Source organism: Mesorhizobium sp. B2-7-1, assembly GCF_006440735.1.
Classification (GTDB): domain Bacteria; phylum Pseudomonadota; class Alphaproteobacteria; order Rhizobiales; family Rhizobiaceae; genus Mesorhizobium.
Genome location: NZ_VFUA01000018.1, coordinates 62,797 through 82,772 on the forward strand (window position 1 = coordinate 62,797; position 19,976 = coordinate 82,772).

25 protein-coding genes are annotated in these 19,976 nt (G+C 62.9%); 20 read left to right on the top strand and 5 right to left on the bottom strand.

Annotation, left to right across the window (positions count from 1 at the left end; genetic code table 11):
• Positions 1-20 precede the first annotated feature (20 nt).
• Positions 21-869 carry an SDR family NAD(P)-dependent oxidoreductase gene (locus FJ471_RS10180; protein WP_140803021.1) on the bottom strand — a complete coding sequence of 283 codons (849 nt, stop codon included), beginning with the start codon at positions 867-869 and terminating at the stop codon, positions 21-23.
• 192 nt (positions 870-1,061) lie between these two features.
• Between FJ471_RS10180 and FJ471_RS10185 the strand changes: the two genes are divergently transcribed.
• The 6 genes from FJ471_RS10185 to FJ471_RS10210 all read left to right on the top strand — a co-directional run bounded on the left by FJ471_RS10185 (position 1,062) and on the right by FJ471_RS10210 (position 5,688).
• The gene (locus FJ471_RS10185; protein WP_140803022.1) at positions 1,062-2,096 is read left to right on the top strand and encodes a cysteine synthase A; all 1,035 of its coding nucleotides are present in this window, start codon (positions 1,062-1,064) and stop codon (positions 2,094-2,096) included.
• Complete coding sequence (locus tag FJ471_RS10190; protein ID WP_140803043.1) at positions 2,096-2,839, top strand: alanyl-tRNA editing protein; 744 nt, start codon at positions 2,096-2,098, stop codon at positions 2,837-2,839. The genes FJ471_RS10185 and FJ471_RS10190 overlap by 1 nt, the downstream gene beginning before the upstream one ends.
• Before the next feature lie 135 nt (positions 2,840-2,974).
• Entirely contained in the window at positions 2,975-3,826 is an 852-nt protein-coding gene (sseA, locus tag FJ471_RS10195; protein WP_140803023.1) for a 3-mercaptopyruvate sulfurtransferase, read from the top strand.
• On the top strand, positions 3,826-4,389 hold the full coding sequence (locus FJ471_RS10200) for a GNAT family N-acetyltransferase (RefSeq protein WP_140803044.1): 564 nt from the start codon (positions 3,826-3,828) through the stop codon (positions 4,387-4,389). The genes sseA and FJ471_RS10200 overlap by 1 nt, the downstream gene beginning before the upstream one ends.
• A gap of 128 nt (positions 4,390-4,517) precedes the next feature.
• Complete coding sequence (locus FJ471_RS10205) at positions 4,518-5,075, top strand: OmpA family protein (RefSeq protein ID WP_140803024.1); 558 nt, start codon at positions 4,518-4,520, stop codon at positions 5,073-5,075.
• A 145-nt stretch (positions 5,076-5,220) separates the two neighbouring features.
• On the top strand, positions 5,221-5,688 hold the full coding sequence (locus tag FJ471_RS10210; protein ID WP_140803025.1) for a DUF1203 domain-containing protein: 468 nt from the start codon (positions 5,221-5,223) through the stop codon (positions 5,686-5,688).
• A 442-nt stretch (positions 5,689-6,130) separates the two neighbouring features.
• Here FJ471_RS10210 and ald read toward each other — a convergent pair whose 3' ends face one another.
• Positions 6,131-7,246, bottom strand: a complete 1,116-nt coding sequence (gene ald / locus FJ471_RS10215; protein ID WP_140803026.1) for an alanine dehydrogenase — start codon at positions 7,244-7,246, stop codon at positions 6,131-6,133.
• Positions 7,247-7,460: 214 nt separating this feature from the next.
• On the opposite strand from ald, the gene FJ471_RS10220 reads away from it, so the two are divergent.
• Positions 7,461-7,934, top strand: a complete 474-nt coding sequence (locus FJ471_RS10220) for an Lrp/AsnC family transcriptional regulator (RefSeq protein WP_040982960.1) — start codon at positions 7,461-7,463, stop codon at positions 7,932-7,934.
• A 148-nt stretch (positions 7,935-8,082) separates the two neighbouring features.
• Positions 8,083-8,433: a hypothetical protein gene (locus FJ471_RS10225; protein WP_140803027.1), complete on the top strand. Its 351-nt coding sequence runs from the start codon at positions 8,083-8,085 to the stop codon at positions 8,431-8,433.
• On the opposite strand, the gene FJ471_RS10230 is transcribed toward FJ471_RS10225, so the two are convergent.
• Positions 8,430-9,089, bottom strand: a complete 660-nt coding sequence (locus FJ471_RS10230; protein WP_140803028.1) for a 5-formyltetrahydrofolate cyclo-ligase — start codon at positions 9,087-9,089, stop codon at positions 8,430-8,432. The two genes, FJ471_RS10225 and FJ471_RS10230, sit on opposite strands and share 4 nt — an antisense overlap.
• Before the next feature lie 172 nt (positions 9,090-9,261).
• Here FJ471_RS10230 and FJ471_RS10235 point away from each other — a divergent pair, with 172 nt between their 5' ends.
• Together FJ471_RS10235 and FJ471_RS10240 are read left to right on the top strand one after the other, a co-directional pair.
• Complete coding sequence (locus FJ471_RS10235; protein WP_140803029.1) at positions 9,262-10,527, top strand: NAD(P)/FAD-dependent oxidoreductase; 1,266 nt, start codon at positions 9,262-9,264, stop codon at positions 10,525-10,527.
• A 140-nt stretch (positions 10,528-10,667) separates the two neighbouring features.
• Positions 10,668-12,656: a bifunctional 2',3'-cyclic-nucleotide 2'-phosphodiesterase/3'-nucleotidase gene (locus FJ471_RS10240; RefSeq protein ID WP_140803030.1), complete on the top strand. Its 1,989-nt coding sequence runs from the start codon at positions 10,668-10,670 to the stop codon at positions 12,654-12,656.
• Positions 12,657-12,696: 40 nt separating this feature from the next.
• Here the strand turns inward: FJ471_RS10240 and FJ471_RS10245 are convergent, their stop codons facing one another.
• Positions 12,697-12,990 (bottom strand): hypothetical protein, encoded by a 294-nt coding sequence (locus FJ471_RS10245; RefSeq protein ID WP_140803031.1) that lies wholly within the window; start codon positions 12,988-12,990, stop codon positions 12,697-12,699.
• A 255-nt stretch (positions 12,991-13,245) separates the two neighbouring features.
• Between FJ471_RS10245 and FJ471_RS35545 the strand changes: the two genes are divergently transcribed.
• The 6 genes from FJ471_RS35545 (at position 13,246) to FJ471_RS10270 (ending at position 16,424) form a co-directional block, all read left to right on the top strand.
• Positions 13,246-13,374, top strand: a complete 129-nt coding sequence (locus FJ471_RS35545; protein ID WP_263497950.1) for a hypothetical protein — start codon at positions 13,246-13,248, stop codon at positions 13,372-13,374.
• Positions 13,375-13,476: 102 nt separating this feature from the next.
• Positions 13,477-13,767, top strand: a complete 291-nt coding sequence (locus tag FJ471_RS10250) for a Dabb family protein (protein WP_140803032.1) — start codon at positions 13,477-13,479, stop codon at positions 13,765-13,767.
• A 66-nt stretch (positions 13,768-13,833) separates the two neighbouring features.
• Positions 13,834-14,718 carry a VOC family protein gene (locus FJ471_RS10255; RefSeq protein ID WP_140803033.1) on the top strand — a complete coding sequence of 295 codons (885 nt, stop codon included), beginning with the start codon at positions 13,834-13,836 and terminating at the stop codon, positions 14,716-14,718.
• Positions 14,715-15,560, top strand: coding sequence for a 3-deoxy-8-phosphooctulonate synthase (gene kdsA / locus FJ471_RS10260; RefSeq protein ID WP_140803034.1), 846 nt, complete (start codon positions 14,715-14,717; stop codon positions 15,558-15,560). Before FJ471_RS10255 ends, kdsA begins: the two co-directional genes overlap by 4 nt.
• Positions 15,561-15,657: 97 nt before the next feature.
• Positions 15,658-15,864, top strand: coding sequence for a dodecin family protein (locus tag FJ471_RS10265; RefSeq protein WP_112099570.1), 207 nt, complete (start codon positions 15,658-15,660; stop codon positions 15,862-15,864).
• A gap of 194 nt (positions 15,865-16,058) precedes the next feature.
• Positions 16,059-16,424 carry a PRC-barrel domain-containing protein gene (locus FJ471_RS10270; RefSeq protein ID WP_140803035.1) on the top strand — a complete coding sequence of 122 codons (366 nt, stop codon included), beginning with the start codon at positions 16,059-16,061 and terminating at the stop codon, positions 16,422-16,424.
• 66 nt (positions 16,425-16,490) lie between these two features.
• On the opposite strand, the gene FJ471_RS35550 is transcribed toward FJ471_RS10270, so the two are convergent.
• A complete protein-coding gene (locus FJ471_RS35550) occupies positions 16,491-16,613 on the bottom strand; it encodes a hypothetical protein (protein ID WP_281408522.1) in 123 nt (40 codons plus the stop codon).
• Between the two features lie 200 nt (positions 16,614-16,813).
• Here FJ471_RS35550 and eno point away from each other — a divergent pair, with 200 nt between their 5' ends.
• The 4 genes from eno to FJ471_RS10290 all read left to right on the top strand — a co-directional run.
• The gene (eno, locus tag FJ471_RS10275) at positions 16,814-18,088 is read left to right on the top strand and encodes a phosphopyruvate hydratase (protein WP_140803036.1); all 1,275 of its coding nucleotides are present in this window, start codon (positions 16,814-16,816) and stop codon (positions 18,086-18,088) included.
• 156 nt (positions 18,089-18,244) lie between these two features.
• Positions 18,245-18,568 carry a septum formation initiator family protein gene (locus tag FJ471_RS10280; protein ID WP_140803037.1) on the top strand — a complete coding sequence of 108 codons (324 nt, stop codon included), beginning with the start codon at positions 18,245-18,247 and terminating at the stop codon, positions 18,566-18,568.
• Between the two features lie 175 nt (positions 18,569-18,743).
• Positions 18,744-19,781, top strand: a complete 1,038-nt coding sequence (pdhA, locus tag FJ471_RS10285) for a pyruvate dehydrogenase (acetyl-transferring) E1 component subunit alpha (protein WP_140803038.1) — start codon at positions 18,744-18,746, stop codon at positions 19,779-19,781.
• A gap of 15 nt (positions 19,782-19,796) precedes the next feature.
• Positions 19,797-19,976 (top strand): biotin/lipoyl-containing protein (locus tag FJ471_RS10290; protein WP_348643328.1); only part of this gene is annotated, 180 nt, incomplete at its 3' end.

The following is a 19,976-nucleotide window of genomic DNA, read 5'->3' on the forward strand; positions in this document are numbered from 1 at the left end:
GCAATCGCTGTTTCGCCGGCTCATGTCGCCTTGTCGCGGGACGGATCTTTGCTGCCGGGCAGCTTGCGGTCGAAATGCAACGGCCGCCCCCACCAATGGGTGGTGAGTCCGATGACGAACCGGCAGATCGGCCGCGGCAGCAGGGCGAGGAACTTCAACGGCCAGCTTACGTGATACGGGAAGGTGACTTCGAAACCGCCCTTCATGATGCCGCGCGCCATGCGGCGCGACGCGCGGTGCACAGGCATCAGGCCCGGCATCGGCAGCTTGTTCTTTTCGGTCAGAGGCGTGTCGACGAACCCCGGATTGATGACCTGGATACGGATGTTCATCTTGTCGAAGTCGTATTTCAGCGACTCCGCCAGGATGTTGATCGCGGCCTTGGTGCCGCCATAGGCCGCCGTGGTAGGCCAACCGGAATAGGCAGTGACCGATCCGACCAGAACGACATGGCCGCGTCCGCGCACGCGCATATGCTCGACGACAGGCACCACGCCGTTGACGATGCCGAAATAGTTCACGGCGAAGGAGCGGTGGAAGTCGCGCACCACCAGATTCTCACCGGGGGTGGCGATGTAGTTGCCAGCGTTGAAGACGGCAAGCACGATCGACCCCATTTGCTCTTCGATCGCGGCGGCCGTGCGCGCCATGCCGTGCTCGTCGGTCACGTCGCAGGGAAAGGACCTCGCATGCCCGGACATTTGCGCCGTTTCGACGATCAGCGTGTCGGCGGGATCTTCCGGCAGCGACGTTACCGCGACGGCATAGCCCTGATTGGCGAGATCCTTGGCCAACGCCCGGCCAAGGCCGCTGCTGCCGCCCGTGATCCAGGCGACACCGTCTTTCGGATTGGCCCGGTAGAGTGCCATGGGATGTCCTGTGAATGTTCCGGTTTGCTCTAGCGGCGGAGAAATCGATTGAAAAGAGCGGTTTTGGCCCGTGGCGTTGAAATGATCGCGAGCGTTGCACCATCCGGAATGCGACTGGACCAGGCAAAATCTTGCCTTGAAACCGCGGCGTCCGGTTTTTAGGGTCTCGCCGCACACATGAAGGAATCCCGCATGCCCCGTTCTGTGATCGAAGCGATCGGCAACACGCCCCTCATCCGGCTCAACAAGGCCTCGGAAGCGACCGGTTGTGAAATCCTCGGCAAGGCCGAGTTCATGAATCCAGGGCAATCGGTGAAGGATCGGGCCGGCCTGTTCATCATCCGCGATGCCGAACAGCGCGGGCTCCTGAAACCAGGCGGGCTTATCGTGGAAGGCACTGCCGGCAACACCGGCATCGGCTTGACGCTGGTCGCCAAGGCGCTCGGCTATCGCACCGTGATCGTCATCCCCGACACGCAGAGCCAGGAAAAGAAAGACGTGATCAAGATCCTGGGCGCGGAACTGATCGAGGTGCCGGCCGTGCCCTACAAGAACCCCAACAATTACATAAAACTGTCGGGCCGCCTTGCCGAGCAACTGGCGCGCTCCGAACCCAACGGCGCGATCTGGGCCAACCAGTTCGACAATGTCGCCAATCGCGACGGCCACGTCCGCACGACCGCGCAGGAAATCTGGGCCCAGACCGGCGGCAAGATCGACGGCTTCGTCTCGGCCGTAGGCTCCGGCGGCACGCTCGCCGGTGTCGCGCTCGGGCTCAAGGGCAAGAGCAAGGACGTCAAGATCGCGCTTGCCGATCCGCTGGGCGCCGCGCTCTACAGTTTCTACACCAGCGGTGAACTGAAATCCGACGGCAACTCGATCACCGAGGGTATCGGGCAGGGCCGCATCACCGCCAACCTGGACGGGTTCATGCCGGACTTCTCCTACCAGATCCCGGACGAAGAAGCGTTGCCGATCATCTTCGACCTGATCCAGGAGGAGGGGCTCTGCGTCGGCGGCTCGACCGGCATCAACATCGCCGGCGCCATCCGGCTGGCGCGCGAGCTTGGTCCCGGCCACACGATCGTGACAATCCTTGCCGACTACGGCACGCGCTACCAATCCAAGCTCTTCAATCCGGAGTTCCTGCGCGGCAAGAACCTTCCGGTGCCGGGCTGGATGGAAGAGAAGACCGGCATTTCCGTGCCGTTCGAAAAGGTGGCATGATGGCGCGCAAGACCGAGGCGCTGTTTCGCGACGACGCCTATCAGAAGACGGCCGAGGCCGAGGTGGTCGCCATCAACGACCGTGGCGGCATCCTTCTCGACCGGACCGTCTTCTATGCGACGTCTGGCGGGCAGCCGGGCGATACCGGCATGTTCGAACGCGCTGATGGCAGCCGCATTGCGATCGCCGCCAGCATCACCGGCGAGACCAAGGATGAGATCATCCATGTGCCGGCGCCGGAGCAGGCGATGCCCATTATCGGCGAAAGGCTAAAGCTCCTGATCGATTGGGAGCGGCGGTATCTCCTGATGCGCATGCATTCCGCCTGCCACCTGCTGACCGTGGTCTGTCCGTTTCCGATCACCGGGGCGGCGGTCGCGGAGGACGACAGCCGTGTCGATTTCGACATTCCCGACGCCGGCTTCACCAAGGAGGATGTGACGGCCCGGCTGATGGAGTTGGTGCGCGCCGATCATCCGATCTTCACCCGGCTGATCACCGACGAGGCGCTTGCCGCCAATCCCGGCCTGGTGAAATCGAAGAACGTCCGCCCTCCCGTCGGCACGGGAAAAATCCGTCTGGTCTGCATCGGCGACAACGGCTCGATCGACAGCCAGCCATGCGGCGGCACCCATGTGAAGTCGACCGGCGAGGTCGGCGAGATCCATATCGGCAAGATCGAGAAGAAAGGCCGCGAGAACCGCCGCTTCCGCATCCGCTTCGGGCCGATACCGGCGAACTGACCGCCGGATGATTTCGGCTCGAAACGACCTGAAATCGTTCGAAATCAAGGAGGTAGAGCATGATGTCGCCTGACAGCCGCTCTACATTCTTCGGCATCATGCTCTAAGCGCGAAGGTGGGGCAGGGAGAACAAAAATGGCGCAGGATAGTCCTTTCATCGTCGACGCCGACTGGCTGGAAAAGCAACTTGGCGAGCCGGGTCTCACCATCGTCGACGCCTCCTGGTACCTGCCGGCGCAAAAGCGCGATGCCCGCGCCGAATACGATGCCGCTCACATTCCCGGCGCGCGCTTCCTCGACCAGGATGCGGTTTCCGATCCGGATTCGAAACTGCCGCACACTTTGGCCTCGCCGCAGCACTTCGCCCAATATGTCGGCGCCATGGGCGTTTCGGCCGACGACACCATTGTCGTCTATGACGGCCCGGGCCTGTTCTCGGCGCCGCGCGCCTGGTGGATGTTCCGTGTCATGGGCGTCTTCCAGGTCTACATCCTGAACGGAGGCATCGACCGCTGGAAAGCAGAGGGGCGACCCGTGACGGCGGAGCCGACGAAGATCGCGCCGAGCGTCTTCCATGCCGATTTCGATGCGGGCCGGGTCGTCGGCCTCGACGAGATGCGCAGGATTGTCGGCGACGGAGAGAGCCAGGTCGCGGATGCGCGCTCTGCCGGCCGTTTTGCCGGGACCGATCCGGAGCCGCGCCAGGGCGTCCGCTCGGGCCATATGCCGGGCGCACACAATGTTCCGATCACGGCGCTTGCCGAGAATGGCGAGCTGCTGTCCAAGGACCGCTTGCGCAAGGTGATCGAGGACGCCGGCATCGACCTGTCGAAGCCGGTCGTCACGTCTTGTGGCTCGGGCATCACGGCGGCGGCGATCACGCTGGCGCTGGAGACGCTTGGCCATGCCAACAATCGGCTTTACGACGGCTCCTGGACGGAATGGGGCGGTCTCAGCGACACGCCGGTGGTGACGGGGAAAGAATGATGGAAAACGGCGCGCTGCAAGATATCGATGTCACCGTCACCTTCCTGGAGATGCATGCCGCACCCGCGGTTTCGCCGCCAATCCCCTACAACCGCCAGATCGCGCTGCTGAAGACGAAAGATATCCCGCTTCATTTCTACCGCTACCTGATGGATCGCGTCGGGCGCAAATGGCACTGGGTCAATGTGCTCAGACTGAGCGACGAGGAGCTTGCCGCCGGCCTGCACCGCGAGGACCGCGACATCCGCGTGCTCTATCTCGACGGCGCTCCTGCCGGCTTCTTCGATCTCAAGCCGCATCTGCCGGACGAAGTGGAGCTCGCCTATTTCGGCATGATGGAGCATGCGCACGGCCAAGGCATCGGCCGCTGGTTCCTCGGCGCCGCGATCTCGGCTGCCTGGGCGCATGGGCCAAGGCGCGTCACCGTGCAGACCTGCACGCTCGACCATCCGGCGGCGCTTCCGCTTTACCAGAAGCTCGGCTTCGCCCCCGTGGCGCAGAAGAAGGAGGTCGTGCATCCGCTGACCTTCGCCGAGCGCTCGGCCAGCGTCATGCGAGGCTAAGCCGCTCAAGCAGTTTCGGGCGGAAAGCGGCGAGTCCCACCGACTGAACATCCCGTTCATCGCCGCTTCAGACTGTCTTTGCCATTGTCCGGCCGCATTACGAGGCCGAGCTTATAGGAGAAAAGACAATGTTGACCCGACGTACATTCGCCGTAGCCATGATCGCGGCAATTGCCATGCCGAGCCTGGCATCCGCGCAGGCGACGACGCCTTCGGCCGCGACCATCGAGCGCCAGCTCGACGCAGCTCCCAGGAAGAAGCTGCGCCCGAACGAGCGCGTCACCATTCGCGAGTTCAAGCGCCGGCCTGACCTGCGGCGCATGGCGCGTTCGATCGACATCCAGTCGATCAATTTCGAGTTCGGCTCGGCCGCTATCGCTCCCTCGCAATATGGCAAGGTCGAAATCATTGCCGACGCGCTCCATCGCATCCTGCGGCGCGACCGCGGCGCCCGCATCCTGATCGAAGGCCACACCGACGCGGTGGGTTCTTTCGAATCGAACCAGGTCCTGTCCGAACGCCGCGCAGCGTCGCTGAAACGCACGCTGGTGGGTGAGTTCGGCGTGCCGGCCTACGCGCTCGACACCGTCGGCTACGGCGAGGAATTCCTGCTTGTGCAGACCCAGCAGGAAAACTGGCGCAACCGCCGCGTGACGCTGCGCCGCTTCGACGATTTCGTGCGCTGACGACGAAGCGATAATACCGACAACGGAGCCCGGCCTGTTCAAAGCGGCCGGGCTCTTTCACGTGCGCGCGCGGTCGGTCAGGAATCGGGTGGGAGACACCGCCCTAAGGGCATAATTTCCGGAAATCGACACCCGGAGATTTGCCATGAGCATCCAGTTCAAAGCCTTGCCGACCGAAGCCGTGCGCGCCTTGCAGCGGGGAGCGCCCGATGCCTACGGCCGCGCCCCGGAGCGCCAGATCTCCGACGGCGACGGCGTGCCCTGCAGGCACTGCCTGAAGAATGTCGCCGCGGGCGAGGGCTACTTGATCGTCGCCTACCGGCCGTTCCCGGAACTGCAGCCCTACGCCGAAACCGGCCCTATCTTCCTGCACGCCGAGGAATGCGAGCGCGCTGCGGAAGGCGATGCGCTGCCGGAGATGCTCGAAAGCAGCGACTACATCGTCAGGGGCTATGGCAAGGACGATCGCATCGTCTATGGCAGCGGCGCCGTGACGCCGACCGACGACATTGCCGCCCGCGCGCAGACGCTACTTGGGCGCGAAGACATCGCCTACATCCATGTCCGCTCGGCCCGGAACAATTGCTATCAATGCCGCATCGAGCGGGCCTGATCCCAAACCGGTATGACCCAAAAAGAAGCCAGCCGATGGTCAGGCGGGCCGTTGGAGGGTCTGACAGAAGCTGTCGACCAGTGCTGTCCGAGCCGGACTTGTCCGACTCGGAAAGCAGCTCAGGCCGCCAGTAACGGCCCGTGTCTAGGCGTCCTTCGCGCGGAGCGAATGTGAAGCATTTCACACAAGCACGCATAATGGCCCGGAAGGTGGGAACCGGGCCTTTCCGGACTGTCGTATTCCCGTCGCACGACTGCGCTAGAAAAGGGTCGTTGATGATTTGTCGACCGCGGATGAACCGGCGGCAGGTCCCAACACTCGAGGAAGCGGGGCTTTTGCTCCGCTTTTTTGTTGCCCGGTTTCTTGGCGCGACCAGTTTGCGCGCAAGAAAAAGCCCGCCGGAATGACCGGCGGGCGACGGAAGGAAATCTCTGCGGATTTGTCAGGCGGCAAGGACCGCCTTTGGTTCGACCATCTCGTAGCCGAGCGCCTCTGCGACGGCGCGGTTGGTGATCTTGCCCTTATGGACGTTGAGGCCATTGCGCAGGTGGTGGTCGTCGACCAGCGCCTTGAGGCCCTTGTCGGCGAGCTGCAGGCCGTAATGCAGCGTCGCGTTGTTGAGCGCGTGCGCCGAAGTGACCGGCACGGCGCCAGGCATGTTGGCGACGCAATAGTGGATCACGCCATCGACCTCATAGGTCGGATCGGCGTGGGTCGTGGCATGCGAAGTCTCGAAGCAGCCGCCCTGGTCGATCGCGACGTCGACCAGCACCGAGCCCTTCTTCATGCCGGAAAGCATTTCGCGGGTCACGAGCTTGGGCGCCGCGGCGCCCGGGATCAGCACGGCGCCGATGACGACGTCGGCCGAGAAGCATTCTTCTTCCAGCGCCTCGACGGTCGAGTAACGCGTATGAACGCGGCCGCCGAAGATGTCGTCGAGCTGGCGCAGGCGCGGGATCGAACGGTCGATGATGGTGACGTCGGCGCCGAGGCCGGCGGCCATCTTGGCCGCATGCAGGCCGACGACGCCACCGCCGAGCACGGTGACCTTGCCGGGCAGCACGCCGGGCACGCCGCCGAGCAGCACGCCGCGGCCGCCATTGGCTTTCTGCAGCGCCGTGGCGCCGGCCTGGATCGAAAGGCGGCCGGCGACTTCCGACATCGGGGCGAGCAGCGGCAGGCCGCCGCGATCGTCGGTTACGGTCTCATAGGCGATGGCGGTGACACCTGAGCCAAGAAGACCCTTGGTCTGCTCCGGATCCGGAGCGAGGTGGAGATAGGTGTAGAGGATCTGGCCTTCGCGCAGCTGGACCCATTCGTTGGGCTGCGGTTCCTTGACCTTGACGATCATGTCCGACTTGGCGAACACGTCGGCGGCGGTCTTGGCGATGGTCGCGCCCGCGGCGCGATAGGCGTTGTCGTCGGCGCCGATGCCGGCGCCGGCGCCGGTCTCGACAAGCACTTCATGGCCATGCGCGACATATTCGCGGACCGAGCCCGGCGTCAGGCCGACGCGATACTCATGGTTCTTGATTTCCTTGGGGCAGCCGACACGCATCGTTCTTCTCCTGTCCGCGCCCTTTCAAGGGGCGCTCTCCCTGTCATTGGTGCATGCCATCAGCTCCAGAACGCCGCGCGATTTGGAGGTGACACGCAATAATCGCAGTCAACCACGAATCGTTGCGTATGTGTTTGCGAATGCACTTGCGGCAATGGCTGCTCTTCGATAATCGTTGCGCAAAACGACTGGAAATTCGCAGGAACCACGAAAAATGCGGCTCGACAGGATTGATATCGCCATTCTGGAGACTTTGCAGAAGGATGGGCGGATCCCCAATGCGGCGCTTGCCGAAAAGGTCGGCCTTTCCCAATCGGCCTGTTCGCGCAGGCTCGACAATCTGGAGAAGTCCGGAACCATCCGCGGCTACCACGCGCGGCTGTCCAATTCGGCGCTCGGCCACCAGATGACGGCGATCGTGCACATATCGCTGTCAGGGCAATTCGAGAAGACGTTGTCGGATTTCGAGGCGGCGATCAAGCGCTGCCCGAACGTGCTTTCCTGCCATTTGATGTCGGGCGAATACGATTACATCCTGCGCATCGCGGCGAAGGATCTCGTCGACTACGAGCGCATCCACAAGGAATGGCTGTCGGCCATGCCGCATGTGACCAAGATCAACTCGTCCTTCGCGCTGCGTGAGATCGTCGATCGCACGGCGGTCGGGCTGCGGCCGGAGATGGCCTAGCGAGGTTCATCGCTTGACGGAACAGTCGACCTCTCGCTCTCTTTGTTCACTTTGTTTTGACGCCATTTCCGGATGAAACCGTTTCACGCGTTGCCTGGAATTGCTTAGCGTCCGGCCTCGGCACAATTAAAGAGGCAGCGGCTGGACCATGACAGAAAGAGTCACTCTGGCCGAGTCATTGCCGGCAACCTCCGTCGTCCGCATCTCGCGCGCCACCTTCGACCCGGTTCGGTTCCCCGAAGTCGACGCTGCGAGCAAGAAGACCTCGCAGTATATAATACCGGCCGTCAGACGGCTGCCGGGGCTCCTCCACTTTTACTCAGGCGTCTCGCCGAAGGGCTCGATGGTCCAAGTTAGTGTCTGGGATACCGACGAGCATGCGGCGCAACTCAACACGCTGAAGGAGATGGCCATCGACGGTCGCAGGGACATGGAGGCGGTTGGCGTGACTTTCACCCCGATTTTCCACTATCCGATCGACTGGGCCTGGATGGTTTAGGCGGCATTCGCCTCCGTCACCACCTCGCTCATCGGAACATCGTGCGGCTGCGGATAAATGGTCGGGATGCGCTGCAATTCGTAGCCGACGCCGATGACCAGCGGCCTGAACGGCATCGCGGCGAGCGTACGGTCGTAAAAGCCGCCGCCATAGCCCAGCCGGTAGTTGCCAGGATCGATGCCGACGATCGGCGAGATCACGATGTCGGGCAGCACCGGATCGCCTTCGGCCGGGATCGGAATGTTCCAGACGCCTTTTTCCAGCCGGTCGCCCGGTCTGTAGGCGCGAAAGACCAGCGGCTGTCCCTTCTCGATGACGACAGGCAGCGCGGTGCGGCCGCCGCGCTCATTGATCGAGGCCATCCAGCCGCGCAAATCCGGCTCGCCGCGAAATGGCCAGTAGAGGCTGACCATCCGGCCGGCTATGTCTCCGATCAGCGCGTCGAGGCCGTCGGCGATACGCGCCGACATGGCGGCGCGCGCATCGGCTGAAACGGCGAGGCGGGCATTGATGAGCCGCTCGCGCTCCGCCTTGCGCCAGCGTCTGACATCCGTCCAGTCGGAAAGCGGCTCCCGGTATTCCGGGTCGAGCTCATGCATGAAGCAGGGCGGTGAGGCGTATTGTCCCGGCGCTTCGTCATCGCGGTTGTCAGCCATGCTGGCTCCTGTCGTTTTGTTTCACGCTATACCTGCGCCGAGGCAGTCGCATGTGCATTCACGACGCCGCGCGACGACTCCCCGGCATGGTCATTGCCCGATTCAATATTGTTGCAACGCACAAAAATACTTACATCATAGGCGGCAATTGCACCTGGCGAGGTGGAATGAAATGAACGAAACCGAGCATAGAGTCGTAGTCGTCGGCGCCGGCTTCGGGGGCCTCGAGCTCACGCGCGCGCTGGCTGGTTCCGCGGTGCGCATCACCATGATCGACAAGCGCAATCACCATCTTTTCCAGCCGCTGCTTTACCAGGTGGCGACGACGTCGCTCGCGACCTCGGAGGTTGCCTGGCCGATCCGTCATCTGCTGCGCAGGCGCAAGGACGTGACGACGCTTCTCGGCAATGTCACCGGCGTCGACCGCGCCGGCAGACGCGTGCTGCTCGACGACGGCAGCTCGGTCCCCTACGACACGCTGGTGCTCGCCACCGGCGCGCGCCATGCCTATTTCGGCCATGACGAATGGGAGCCCTTCGCGCCGGGACTGAAGACGCTCGAGGATGCCACGACGATCCGGCGCCGCATCCTGCTCGCTTTCGAGCAGGCGGAGCGCGAAACCGACCCGGCGAAGCGCCAGGCGCTGCTGACGCTGGTCATCGTCGGCGGCGGACCGACCGGCGTCGAGCTCGCCGGCACCATTGTCGAGCTTGCGCATGACACGTTGCGAGGCGAGTTCCGCAACATCGACACCCGCCAGGCGCGGGTCGTTCTGATCGAAGCCGGCGACCGTATCCTGGCCAATTTCGCGCCGCAGCTTTCCGATTACGCCCGCAAGGCGCTGGAACGGCTCGGCGTCACCGTCGAGCTCGGGCGTCCGGTCACCAGGCTCGATGCTGAAGGTGTCGTCTTCGACGACAAACGCCTGCCGGCAAGGACGATCATCTGGGCGGCCGGCGTTGCCGCTTCGCCGGCGGCTGAGTGGCTGGCTGTGCCGGCCGATCGGGCGGGCAGGGTGATGGTCGAACCCGACCTGACGGTGCCGGGCAGCCCAGACATCTTCGTCATCGGCGACACCGCGCATGTGCTGCGGCCGGATGGAAAGCCGGTGCCGGGCGTGGCGCCCTCGGCCAAGCAGGAGGGCAAGCACGTTGCCGCGACGATCAGGGCGCGGCTCGCCGGCGACACGGCAACGCATCCTTTCCAATACCGGCATGCCGGCGATCTGGCGACGATAGGCAAGCGCGCCGCCGCCATCGACTTCGGCTGGATTAAGCTCACCGGCTGGCTCGCCTGGTGGCTCTGGGGCATAGCGCACATCTATTTCCTGATCGATTTCCGCAACCGCCTAGCGGTCTCACTTAGCTGGCTATGGATTTACCTGACCGGTCAGCGCAGCGCGCGCCTGATCACCCAGGGCGACGACGACAAAAGCTGATCACTTCGCCATCCCCTGCTTCATCGACGCGTCACCTTCTCGTGATCGAAAGGCTTTTCGCGCACGTGGACTCACGGCGCCTTCAGCGCCATGCTTCGTGCTGGGGCAGGGGTTGTCGCGTTGTCGAAGAGGAGAAGAGAATGTCACGACTGCCCGTCTCCCGTCGCCGATTCTCCCGCCGGGAATTCCTGGCCGGCGCCGCTGCCGGCGGCGCGCTGATCATGCTGCACCCGTTCTCCGCCCGAGCCGCGGCCGGTCAGGCGCATCTCAGGATCATGGAGACTACCGACATCCATGTGAACCTGCTGCCTTACGATTACTACGCCGACAAAGCGAACGACACGATGGGCCTGTCGCGCACAGCCTCACTGATCGACGCCGTGCGCAAGGAAGCCACGAATTCGATGCTGATCGACAATGGCGACTTGCTGCAGGGCAGTCCGATGGGTGACTACATCGCCTACGAGAAAGGCATGAAGGATGGCGACCTGCACCCCGTCATGAAGGGCATGAACGTCCTCGGCTACGAATGCTCGACACTCGGCAACCATGAATTCAATTACGGCCTCTCCTTTCTCGACAAGGTGTTGGCCGGCGCCAACTTCCCCTTCGTCTGCGCGAACCTGATCCGCGGCACTACGCTTGCCACGAACCCGCGCGACGACAAGCTGTACCTCAAGCCCTATGTCATCCTCGATCGGAAGATCAAGGATGGCTCGGGCGCCGAGCAACCGATCAGGATCGGCGTCATCGGCTTCGTGCCGCCGCAGATCATGGTCTGGGACCTGAAGAACCTCGAAGGCAACGTCCAGACGCGCGATATCGTCGAGGCGGCCAAGGCCTGGGTGCCGCAGATCAGGGAAGAAGGCGCCGACATCGTCATCGCGCTTTCGCATTCAGGCATCGATATCAAGCAGGGCGACAAGATGGAGAACGCCTCCTTCTTCGTCGCCGGCGTCGAAGGCATCGACGCGGTCTTCACCGGCCACCAGCATCTGGTCTTCCCCGGCAAGAAGGATTTCCAGGCGCTTCAAGGCGTCGACACCGAGAAGGGCACGCTGCAGGGCAAGCCGGCCGTCATGGGCGGCTTCTGGGGCTCGCATATGGGCCTCATCGACCTGCTTCTGGAGCGCGACGGCTCGAAATGGCGGGTTGTGTCGGCCACCTCCGAAGCGCGGCCGATCTATGAGCGCGTCGACAACAAGAACAAGGCGACCGTCGGCGACGACAAGCGCATCATCGCCGCGCTGGAACAGGACCATGAAGCGACCCTAGCCTATGTCCGCCGCCCCGTCGGCAAGACATCGGCGCCGCTCTATTCCTATTTCGCACTGGTGGCCGACGATCCGTCCGTGCAGATCGTCAACCAGGCGCAGACCTGGTATCTCAAGGACATATTGAAGAGCACCGAGTGGAAGGACGTGCCGCTCCTGTCGGCGGCGGCACCCTTCAAGGCCGGCGGCCGAAACGGCGCCGACTACTATACCGACGTTCCCGTGGGCGATATCGCCATCAAGAACGTCGCCGATCTCTATCTCTACCCGAACACGGTGCGGGCCGTCGAAATCACCGGCGCCGAGGTGAAGGAATGGCTGGAGATGTCTGCCGGCATCTTCAACCATATCGAGCCGGGCAAAGCGGATCAGCCACTCATCAACACCGATTTCCCGTCCTACAATTTCGATGTCATCGACGGCGTCACCTACAGGATCGACCTGTCGCAGGCGCCGAAATACGATGCCAAGGGCGGCGCCGCGAATACCGGCTCCAACCGTATCGTCGACCTCAAATTCGACGGGAAACCGATTGATCCGGCAGCGAAATTCGTTGTTGCCACTAACAATTACCGCGCCGGCGGCGGCGGCAATTTCCCCGACATCAATGCTTCGAAGATCATCTACGAGGCGCCGGACACCAACCGCGACGTGATCGTGCGCTATGTCGTCAGCAAGGGCACCATCAACCCGTCGGCGGACGACAACTGGTCGTTCGCGCCGCTGCCCGGCGCCAGCGTCGTCTTCGAGACCGGACCCAGGGCCAAGGATTTCATCGCCGAGGTCAAGTCGTTGAAGATCGAGCCGGCGGGCGATGGCGAGTCAGGCTTCGCCAGATACCGCATCACGCTTTGACCAGCCCCTTGATCGCCGCTGTCAGGCTGCTCCGATTTGGCTATGGCGCGCTGGTCGTCGCGGGCGTGGTGAGCGGTCCCGGAAACACCGGCTGGATCGATGTGCCGAGCGGATCGCTGGGTACCGTCAACGGCGCCATGCCCTTCGGGTGATGGACCGCCGTGATCGACGAGGTCGGCACATTGTTGATCAGGTCGCCCACACCCGGCGTCAGTGTCGCGGTGGTGTTTGCGCCCAACGGGTCGTTGGTGACCGTTGGCCGGGATATTCTTGGAGCGGCGCTGGCCGGGATTGCGGCAAGCGCCAGCGCTGTTGCAATGATGGCGCGCTTCATGGAGGCCTCCTGTTGCCTGGCCGGCCGGCGCTTCGGAACGTCGCGCTCGTATCGGCTGGCAGCAAAAATGCCCGATGCCCGATCGCGGTTTCATCACGTCGCCTCACAAGCGTGCGGCTTCGCACCCCATAGGCTGGGCGTCTTCCAGCAAAGCGGTCGCTGACGGAACGCGGCCTCAGGCAAAAATCGGTGAACTGGACCAATCGCTCTCGCCGCCACTCTGGTTCCGGCCGTTCACATGCGATAGTTTTAGCCATGCGTTATGTGATCGTCATCGCCGCCATCACCTTCTTCCTGTTCTGGGACGGCCTCTACAATCGCGGCCATTACCTCGACGTGACCGTGCGGGAAATGTCGCGCATCGTGCGCTACGTCACCGGGTAAGGTCCCGCCGGTTTCGCATCGCGGGCGCGACATCGTTGCCGGTTGACGCCTGGGCATTGCTCCCACAGAAACACCGCTGAATCGAAAACAAGGGAGGCTGGCTTGATCCGGCACATCGTTTTCTTCAGCGTGCGGCGCAGGGAAGATGTCGAGGCGGTGCGCTCGGGCTTGCTGGCGCTTGGCAAGATTCCACACTCGAAGCATTTCGAGGTGACGCTCAACACCAAGGTCGATCTGTTCTCCAACGCGATCGATGTCGTCGTCTATGCCGAGTTCGAGGACGAGGCGGCGCTTGCCGCCTACAAGGCAGATCCCATCTATGCCGACACGACCAGCAGGGTGAAGCCGCTGCGCGAACTGCGCTATTCGGCCGATGTCGTGGCGGCGGCCTGAACCGGCAAGGCTTCGTCGGCTCCGCGCTCTTGAACAGCCGGCCGGAATGGGGCACACCGCCCCGGCATGACCATAAGCTCCGCCCATCCGCTTGACCATCTCGTGCTGCCGACCGGAAGCCTCGATTCCGTACGGTCGCGTCTGGCCTCGCTCGGCTTTGTCGTCGCGCCCAAGGGCATCCACCCCTTCGGCACGGAGAATGCCTGCGTCTTTTTCGCCGACGGCACTTATCTCGAGCCACTGGCGGTAGGAAGTGAACAGGCAGCAGGACAGGCGATCGCGGCCGGCAATGTCTTCGTAGCGCGTGACCGCCTTTATCGCGAGCGGCTGGGCGATGAAGGTTTTTCCGCCGTCGTGCTTGGAACCGGCAGCGCCGATGCCGACCATAGGCGCTTTGTCGAAGCCGGCCTGTCGGCTGGCGAGATGCTGGGTTTTTCACGCGCCTTCACCGATACGAACGGCAAGAGCGATACGGCATCGTTCAGGCTGGCCTTCGCGGCCGGCAAGGAGGCGTCGGACGCCTTCCTCTTTGCCTGCGAGCGCGTCAACGCGCCGAAGATCGATCGCACGGCGCTTCAGGCGCACGCCAATGGCGTGACCGGCATCGTCGAAGTGGTCGCGGTCAGCGACGCCCCCGCCGCGCAGATCGGGCTGGTCTCGATCGCCGCCGACGCAATTGCCGACGAGCTTGGGGCGGGCGACACGGTGCGGCTGCCGAATGCAATCCTGAGCGTCGTCACGCCTGAAACTTACGTGCGGCGCTTCGGCCTGACGGCCAAGTCCTCGTCGCATTTGCGGTTCGAGGCGGTTGTTTTCTCGGTCCGCGACAAAGCTTCGGCCATACGCGCGCTTGCGGCAGGCGCTGTCGATCACAACATGAGCGGCGATAATATCGTCGTTGCGCCGGCGCCCGGGCAGGGTGCCGCCTTCATCTTCCGGGAGATCCCATGAGCAAGCCCCTGGCGCCCAATGCATCGGTAACCGTCGGCAAGGTCGTCTTCGCCAACAATGCGCCGCTGTCGCTGATCGCCGGCCCGTGCCAGCTTGAATCGCGCCAGCATGCTTTCGACATGGCCGGCGCGCTGAAGGAGTTGACGCAACGCCTGGGCATCGGCCTCGTCTACAAGACCAGCTACGACAAGGCCAACCGCACCTCGCTGTCGGCGACGCGCGGCGCGGGGCTCGATGCGGCGATGCCGATCTTCGACGATCTGCGCAGCGAGTTTGGGCTCCCGGTGCTGACTGACGTCCACACCGAGGAGCAGTGCGCGATCGTCGCACCCCATGTCGATGTCCTGCAGATCCCGGCCTTCCTGTCGCGCCAGACCGACATGCTGGTCGCCGCAGCCAAGACCGGCAAGGTCATCAATGTGAAGAAGGGGCAGTTCCTCGCGCCCTGGGACATGAAGAACGTGGTCGCCAAGATCACCGGTTCCGGCAATCCGAATGTGCTGACCACCGAGCGCGGCGCCTCCTTCGGCTACAACACGCTGGTCTCGGACATGCGCGCGCTGCCGATCATGGCCGAGATCGGCGCCCCGGTGATCTTCGACGCCACCCATTCGGTGCAGCAGCCGGGCGGGCAGGGCGGCTCCTCGGGCGGCGAGCGGCGCTTCGTCGCGACACTCGCAAGCGCGGCCGTTGCCGTCGGCGTCGCCGGCGTCTTCATCGAAACCCATCGGGACCCCGACAATTCGACGTCTTCGGACGGCCCCAACATGGTGCCTCTCAAGGACATGCCGGCGCTGTTGGAAAAGCTGATGGCCTTCGACCGCATCGCCAAAGGCCTCTGATTCCAGCCGGCTCTAGCGAATCCCGCGCCGGCTTGTGGTTGCACCGAGCCGGCGCTACGCTCGTTTTCGTAACTGAGCGTCTTGGCAGGAGGAAGCCATGTCCGTTGCCCGCGTCACCGAAATCACGTCGTCGTCCAAGAAGAGCTTTCAGGATGCCATCGAGAAGGGCATCGCACGCGCCGCAAAGACCCTGAAGAACGTCGAGGGCGCCTGGATCCAGGACCAGAAGATCGTCGTCGAGGACGGCAAGATCGCCGCTTACCGGGTCAACATGAAGGTCACCTTCATCCTCACCGACAACTAGAGCAATGACAGGAAAAGTGTCAGCGGTCAGGCTCGGCGCCTTCGCCGTAGGCTTCCGTCCGGAATTGCGTCAAAACAAAGAAATAGAACGGGTCGCCGTTCCGCGAAACGGCGACCCGTTCTAGGCAGCAAGCCGGAACCTTCGTCCGCGCCCCTCATTGTCACCATATCGGAACGACAAAGAGGAGCACCACCATGACCACCCCGTCCGGGCACACCGCAGCCATTGCCGCCTCGCGCGTCATCGGCACGTCTGTCTACAACACCGAAGGCAAGAGCATCGGCAGCATCGAGGACGTGATGCTCGACAAGATGTCGAACGGCATCATGTTCGCCGTGATCGGCTTCGGCGGCTTCCTCGGCATGGGCGAGAAGTACCACGCGGTCCCGTGGGCGACCCTCGACTATGACAAGGATCAAGGCGGTTACATCGTGCCATTCACCAAGGAGCAGCTGCAGGCCGCGCCCGCATACTCGATCGAGGAACTGACCGGCGCCGACGGCGAAGCCGCTCGCGATGCCTCATTCCAGTATTACCATGTGGAGCCCTATTGGCATTGACCGCTGAATAGGCGCACTAACACCAAAGGCCTCCGGGTAAAACCCGGAGGCCTTTGGTGTTTTGAACTACGGCGCCGCTTGGAGGGTCGATAATTCTACCGAGCTTTGCTGGGGTTTCTGGTCGTCGCACGACGTCAGGAACGCCGCGGCGATCAGGAACAAACTCACGATACCGCTCAACTGGGACATGGCGAAACTCCTCCTGTTTCGCCCCGCGCGAACGCGACCATAGATGAGAAGGCCTTGCGGCGCGCATGACTTATGATGACAGAAATTTGCGCTTCGTGACTCTCGCCCGCGGCAATAATTGCGGCCCCGCCGATTGCCTTTTGCTCCGCTTTGGCTAAGAGGGGCGCGACGCTTCAATCGATCAATCGGGGACATCGCAAATGACCGCCATCATCGACATTGTCGGGCGTGAAATCCTGGACAGCCGTGGCAATCCGACCGTCGAGGTCGACGTGGTTCTGGAAGACGGCTCGATGGGCCGCGCCGCTGTGCCCTCGGGCGCATCGACCGGCGCGCATGAGGCAGTCGAGCTGCGTGACGGCGGGCCGCGCTATCTTGGCAAGGGCGTCCAGCGCGCCGTGGAAGCGGTAAATGGCGAGCTGTTCGAGGCGATCGGCGGCATGGAAGCCGAGAACCAGATCCATATCGACCAGACGATGATCGAACTCGACGGAACGCCGAACAAGAGCCGACTGGGCGCCAACGCCATCCTCGGCGTTTCGCTGGCGGTCGCCAAGGCTGCGGCGGAAGCTGCGGGCCTGCCGCTCTACCGCTATGTCGGCGGCACCAGGGCGCACATCCTGCCGGTGCCGATGATGAACATCATCAATGGCGGCGCGCATGCCGACAATCCGATCGATTTCCAGGAATTCATGATCCTGCCGGTCGGCGCGCCGACGCTGCGCGAAGGCGTGCGCTGGGGTTCGGAAATCTTCCACACGCTGCGCAAGAAGCTCAAGGACGCCGGCCACAACACCAATGTCGGCGACGAGGGCGGCTTTGCTCCCAACCTGAAGAGCGCGCCCGCAGCGCTGGATTTCATCATGGAATCGATCGAGAAGGCCGGCTTCAAGCCGGGCGAGGATGTCGCGCTTGGGCTCGACTGCGCGGCGACCGAGTTCTTCAAGGACGGCAACTATGTCTATGAAGGCGAGAAGAAGACCCGCGATCCGAAGGCGCAGGCCAAGTATCTCGCCAAGCTGGCTGCCGACTATCCGATCATCACCATCGAGGACGGCCTTGCCGAGGACGACTGGGAAGGCTGGAAGATCCTGACCGACCTGATCGGCAAGAAGATCCAGCTCGTCGGCGACGACCTCTTCGTCACCAACACGGCGCGGCTGCGCGACGGCATCCGCATGGGCGTCGCCAACTCGATCCTGGTTAAGGTCAACCAGATCGGCTCGCTGACCGAGACGCTCGACGCAGTCGAGACCGCGCATAAGGCCGGTTACACCGCCGTCATGTCGCATCGCTCGGGCGAGACCGAGGATTCGACCATTGCCGACCTCGCGGTCGCCACCAATTGCGGGCAGATCAAGACCGGCTCGCTGTCGCGTTCGGACCGCATGGCCAAGTACAACCAGCTTATCCGCATCGAGGAAGAGCTTGGCAAGCAGGCGCGTTACGCCGGCAAGTCGGTGGTCAAGAGCTGATCCGGCCTGTTCGGACGGTTTGAAAAGGGCGGGGCATTCCCGCCCTTTTTCGTTTCAGGCGGTCCTGCGACAGGTCGCCCGTAACCGTCCATTAAGCACAATCGGGCGAAATAGGACTCATGGCCGCTTGCGTTCGCGGCCGCGAGGGTTCGGGTTATGTGGACACGTCAGCACAAGCAGAGAAACACCGGCAGGCTGATCATCCCCTCGCTCTGCGTGCTCTTCCTGGCCTATTTCGGCTTCCATGCCTATCACGGCGAATTCGGCATCTATTCCAAATATCGGCTCGAGGCCCGGACGGTCGAATTGCAGGCGCAGCTCGATGCCGTCAAGGCGCGGCGGATCGACTTCGAGCGCCGGGTCCAGTTGATGCATGAAGGCACGCTGGAGAAGGATATGCTTGACGAGCAGGCCCGAAAGGCGCTCAATCTCTCCCACCCCGACGAAATCACCATCATGTTGCCCACCCCGACGAAATAACTGAATTCCGGTTAATCGTCTTTATTTTCAATGATTTTAATCGCTTAGATGCATGCCAGCCATGCATTTTTCAGCATGGCGCAATGCATCCTTGCGTGTTAGCTTCCCGCAAATCGGTGGGGAGGCGATCGATCTCCCCAAATGTCCGCAAAGAGACGCCAACAGGGAGTGACGCATGGCCACCGCCGCCAAAAAAGCGCCCGCCAAATCCAGATCCGACAAACAGCATAATCTGTCAGCGCCCAAGCCGGCCGATTTCACCAAGGAAGACGAGCTTTCCGCCTATAGGCATATGCTCTTGATCCGCCGCTTCGAGGAAAAGGCCGGCCAGCTCTACGGCATGGGCTTCATCGGCGGCTTCTGCCACCTCTATATCGGCCAGGAAGCTGTCGTCACCGGCATGAAGATGGCGCTGATCGAAGGCGACCAGATGATCACCGCCTATCGCGACCACGGCCATATGCTGGCGATGGACCTGTCGCCGCGCGGCGTCATGGCCGAGCTCACCGGGCGCCGCGGCGGCCTGTCGAAGGGCAAGGGCGGCTCCATGCACATGTTCTCCAAGGAGAAGCATTTCTATGGTGGCCACGGCATCGTCGGCGCGCAGGTGTCGCTCGGCACCGGTCTCGCCTTTGCCAACCGCTACCGCGACAACAAGAATGTTTCGCTGACCTATTTCGGCGACGGCGCCGCCAACCAGGGCCAGGTCTATGAAAGCTTCAACATGGCCTCGCTGTGGAAGCTGCCGGTGATCTACATCATCGAGAACAACCGCTACGCCATGGGCACGTCTGTGTCGCGCTCGTCGGCCGAGACCGACTTCTCGCATCGCGGCGCTTCCTTCAAGATCCCCGGCATCCAGGTCGACGGCATGGACGTCCGCGCCGTGAAGTCGGCCGCCGATCTCGCCACCGAATGGTGCCGCGCCGGCAACGGCCCGCTTATCCTCGAAATGCAGACCTACCGCTATCGCGGTCATTCGATGTCCGATCCCGCAAAGTACCGCTCCAAGGAAGAAGTGCAGAAGATGCGCTCCGAGCACGATCCGATCGAGCAGGTCAAGGCGCGGTTGATGGACAAGAAATGGGCAAGCGAGGACGAGCTCAAGGCCATCGACAAGGACGTCCGCGACATCGTCGCCGACGCCGCTGAATTCGCCCAGCACGACGCCGAGCCGGATCCGTCCGAGCTCTGGACCGACATCGTACTCTGAGGAGAGGGCAAGGACATGCCGATCGAAATTCTCATGCCCGCGCTCTCGCCGACGATGGAAGAGGGCAATCTTTCCAAATGGTTGAAGAACGAAGGCGACAAGGTCGTCGCCGGTGACGTCATCGCCGAGATCGAGACCGACAAGGCGACGATGGAGGTCGAAGCTGTCGACGAAGGCACGCTCGCCAAGATCGTG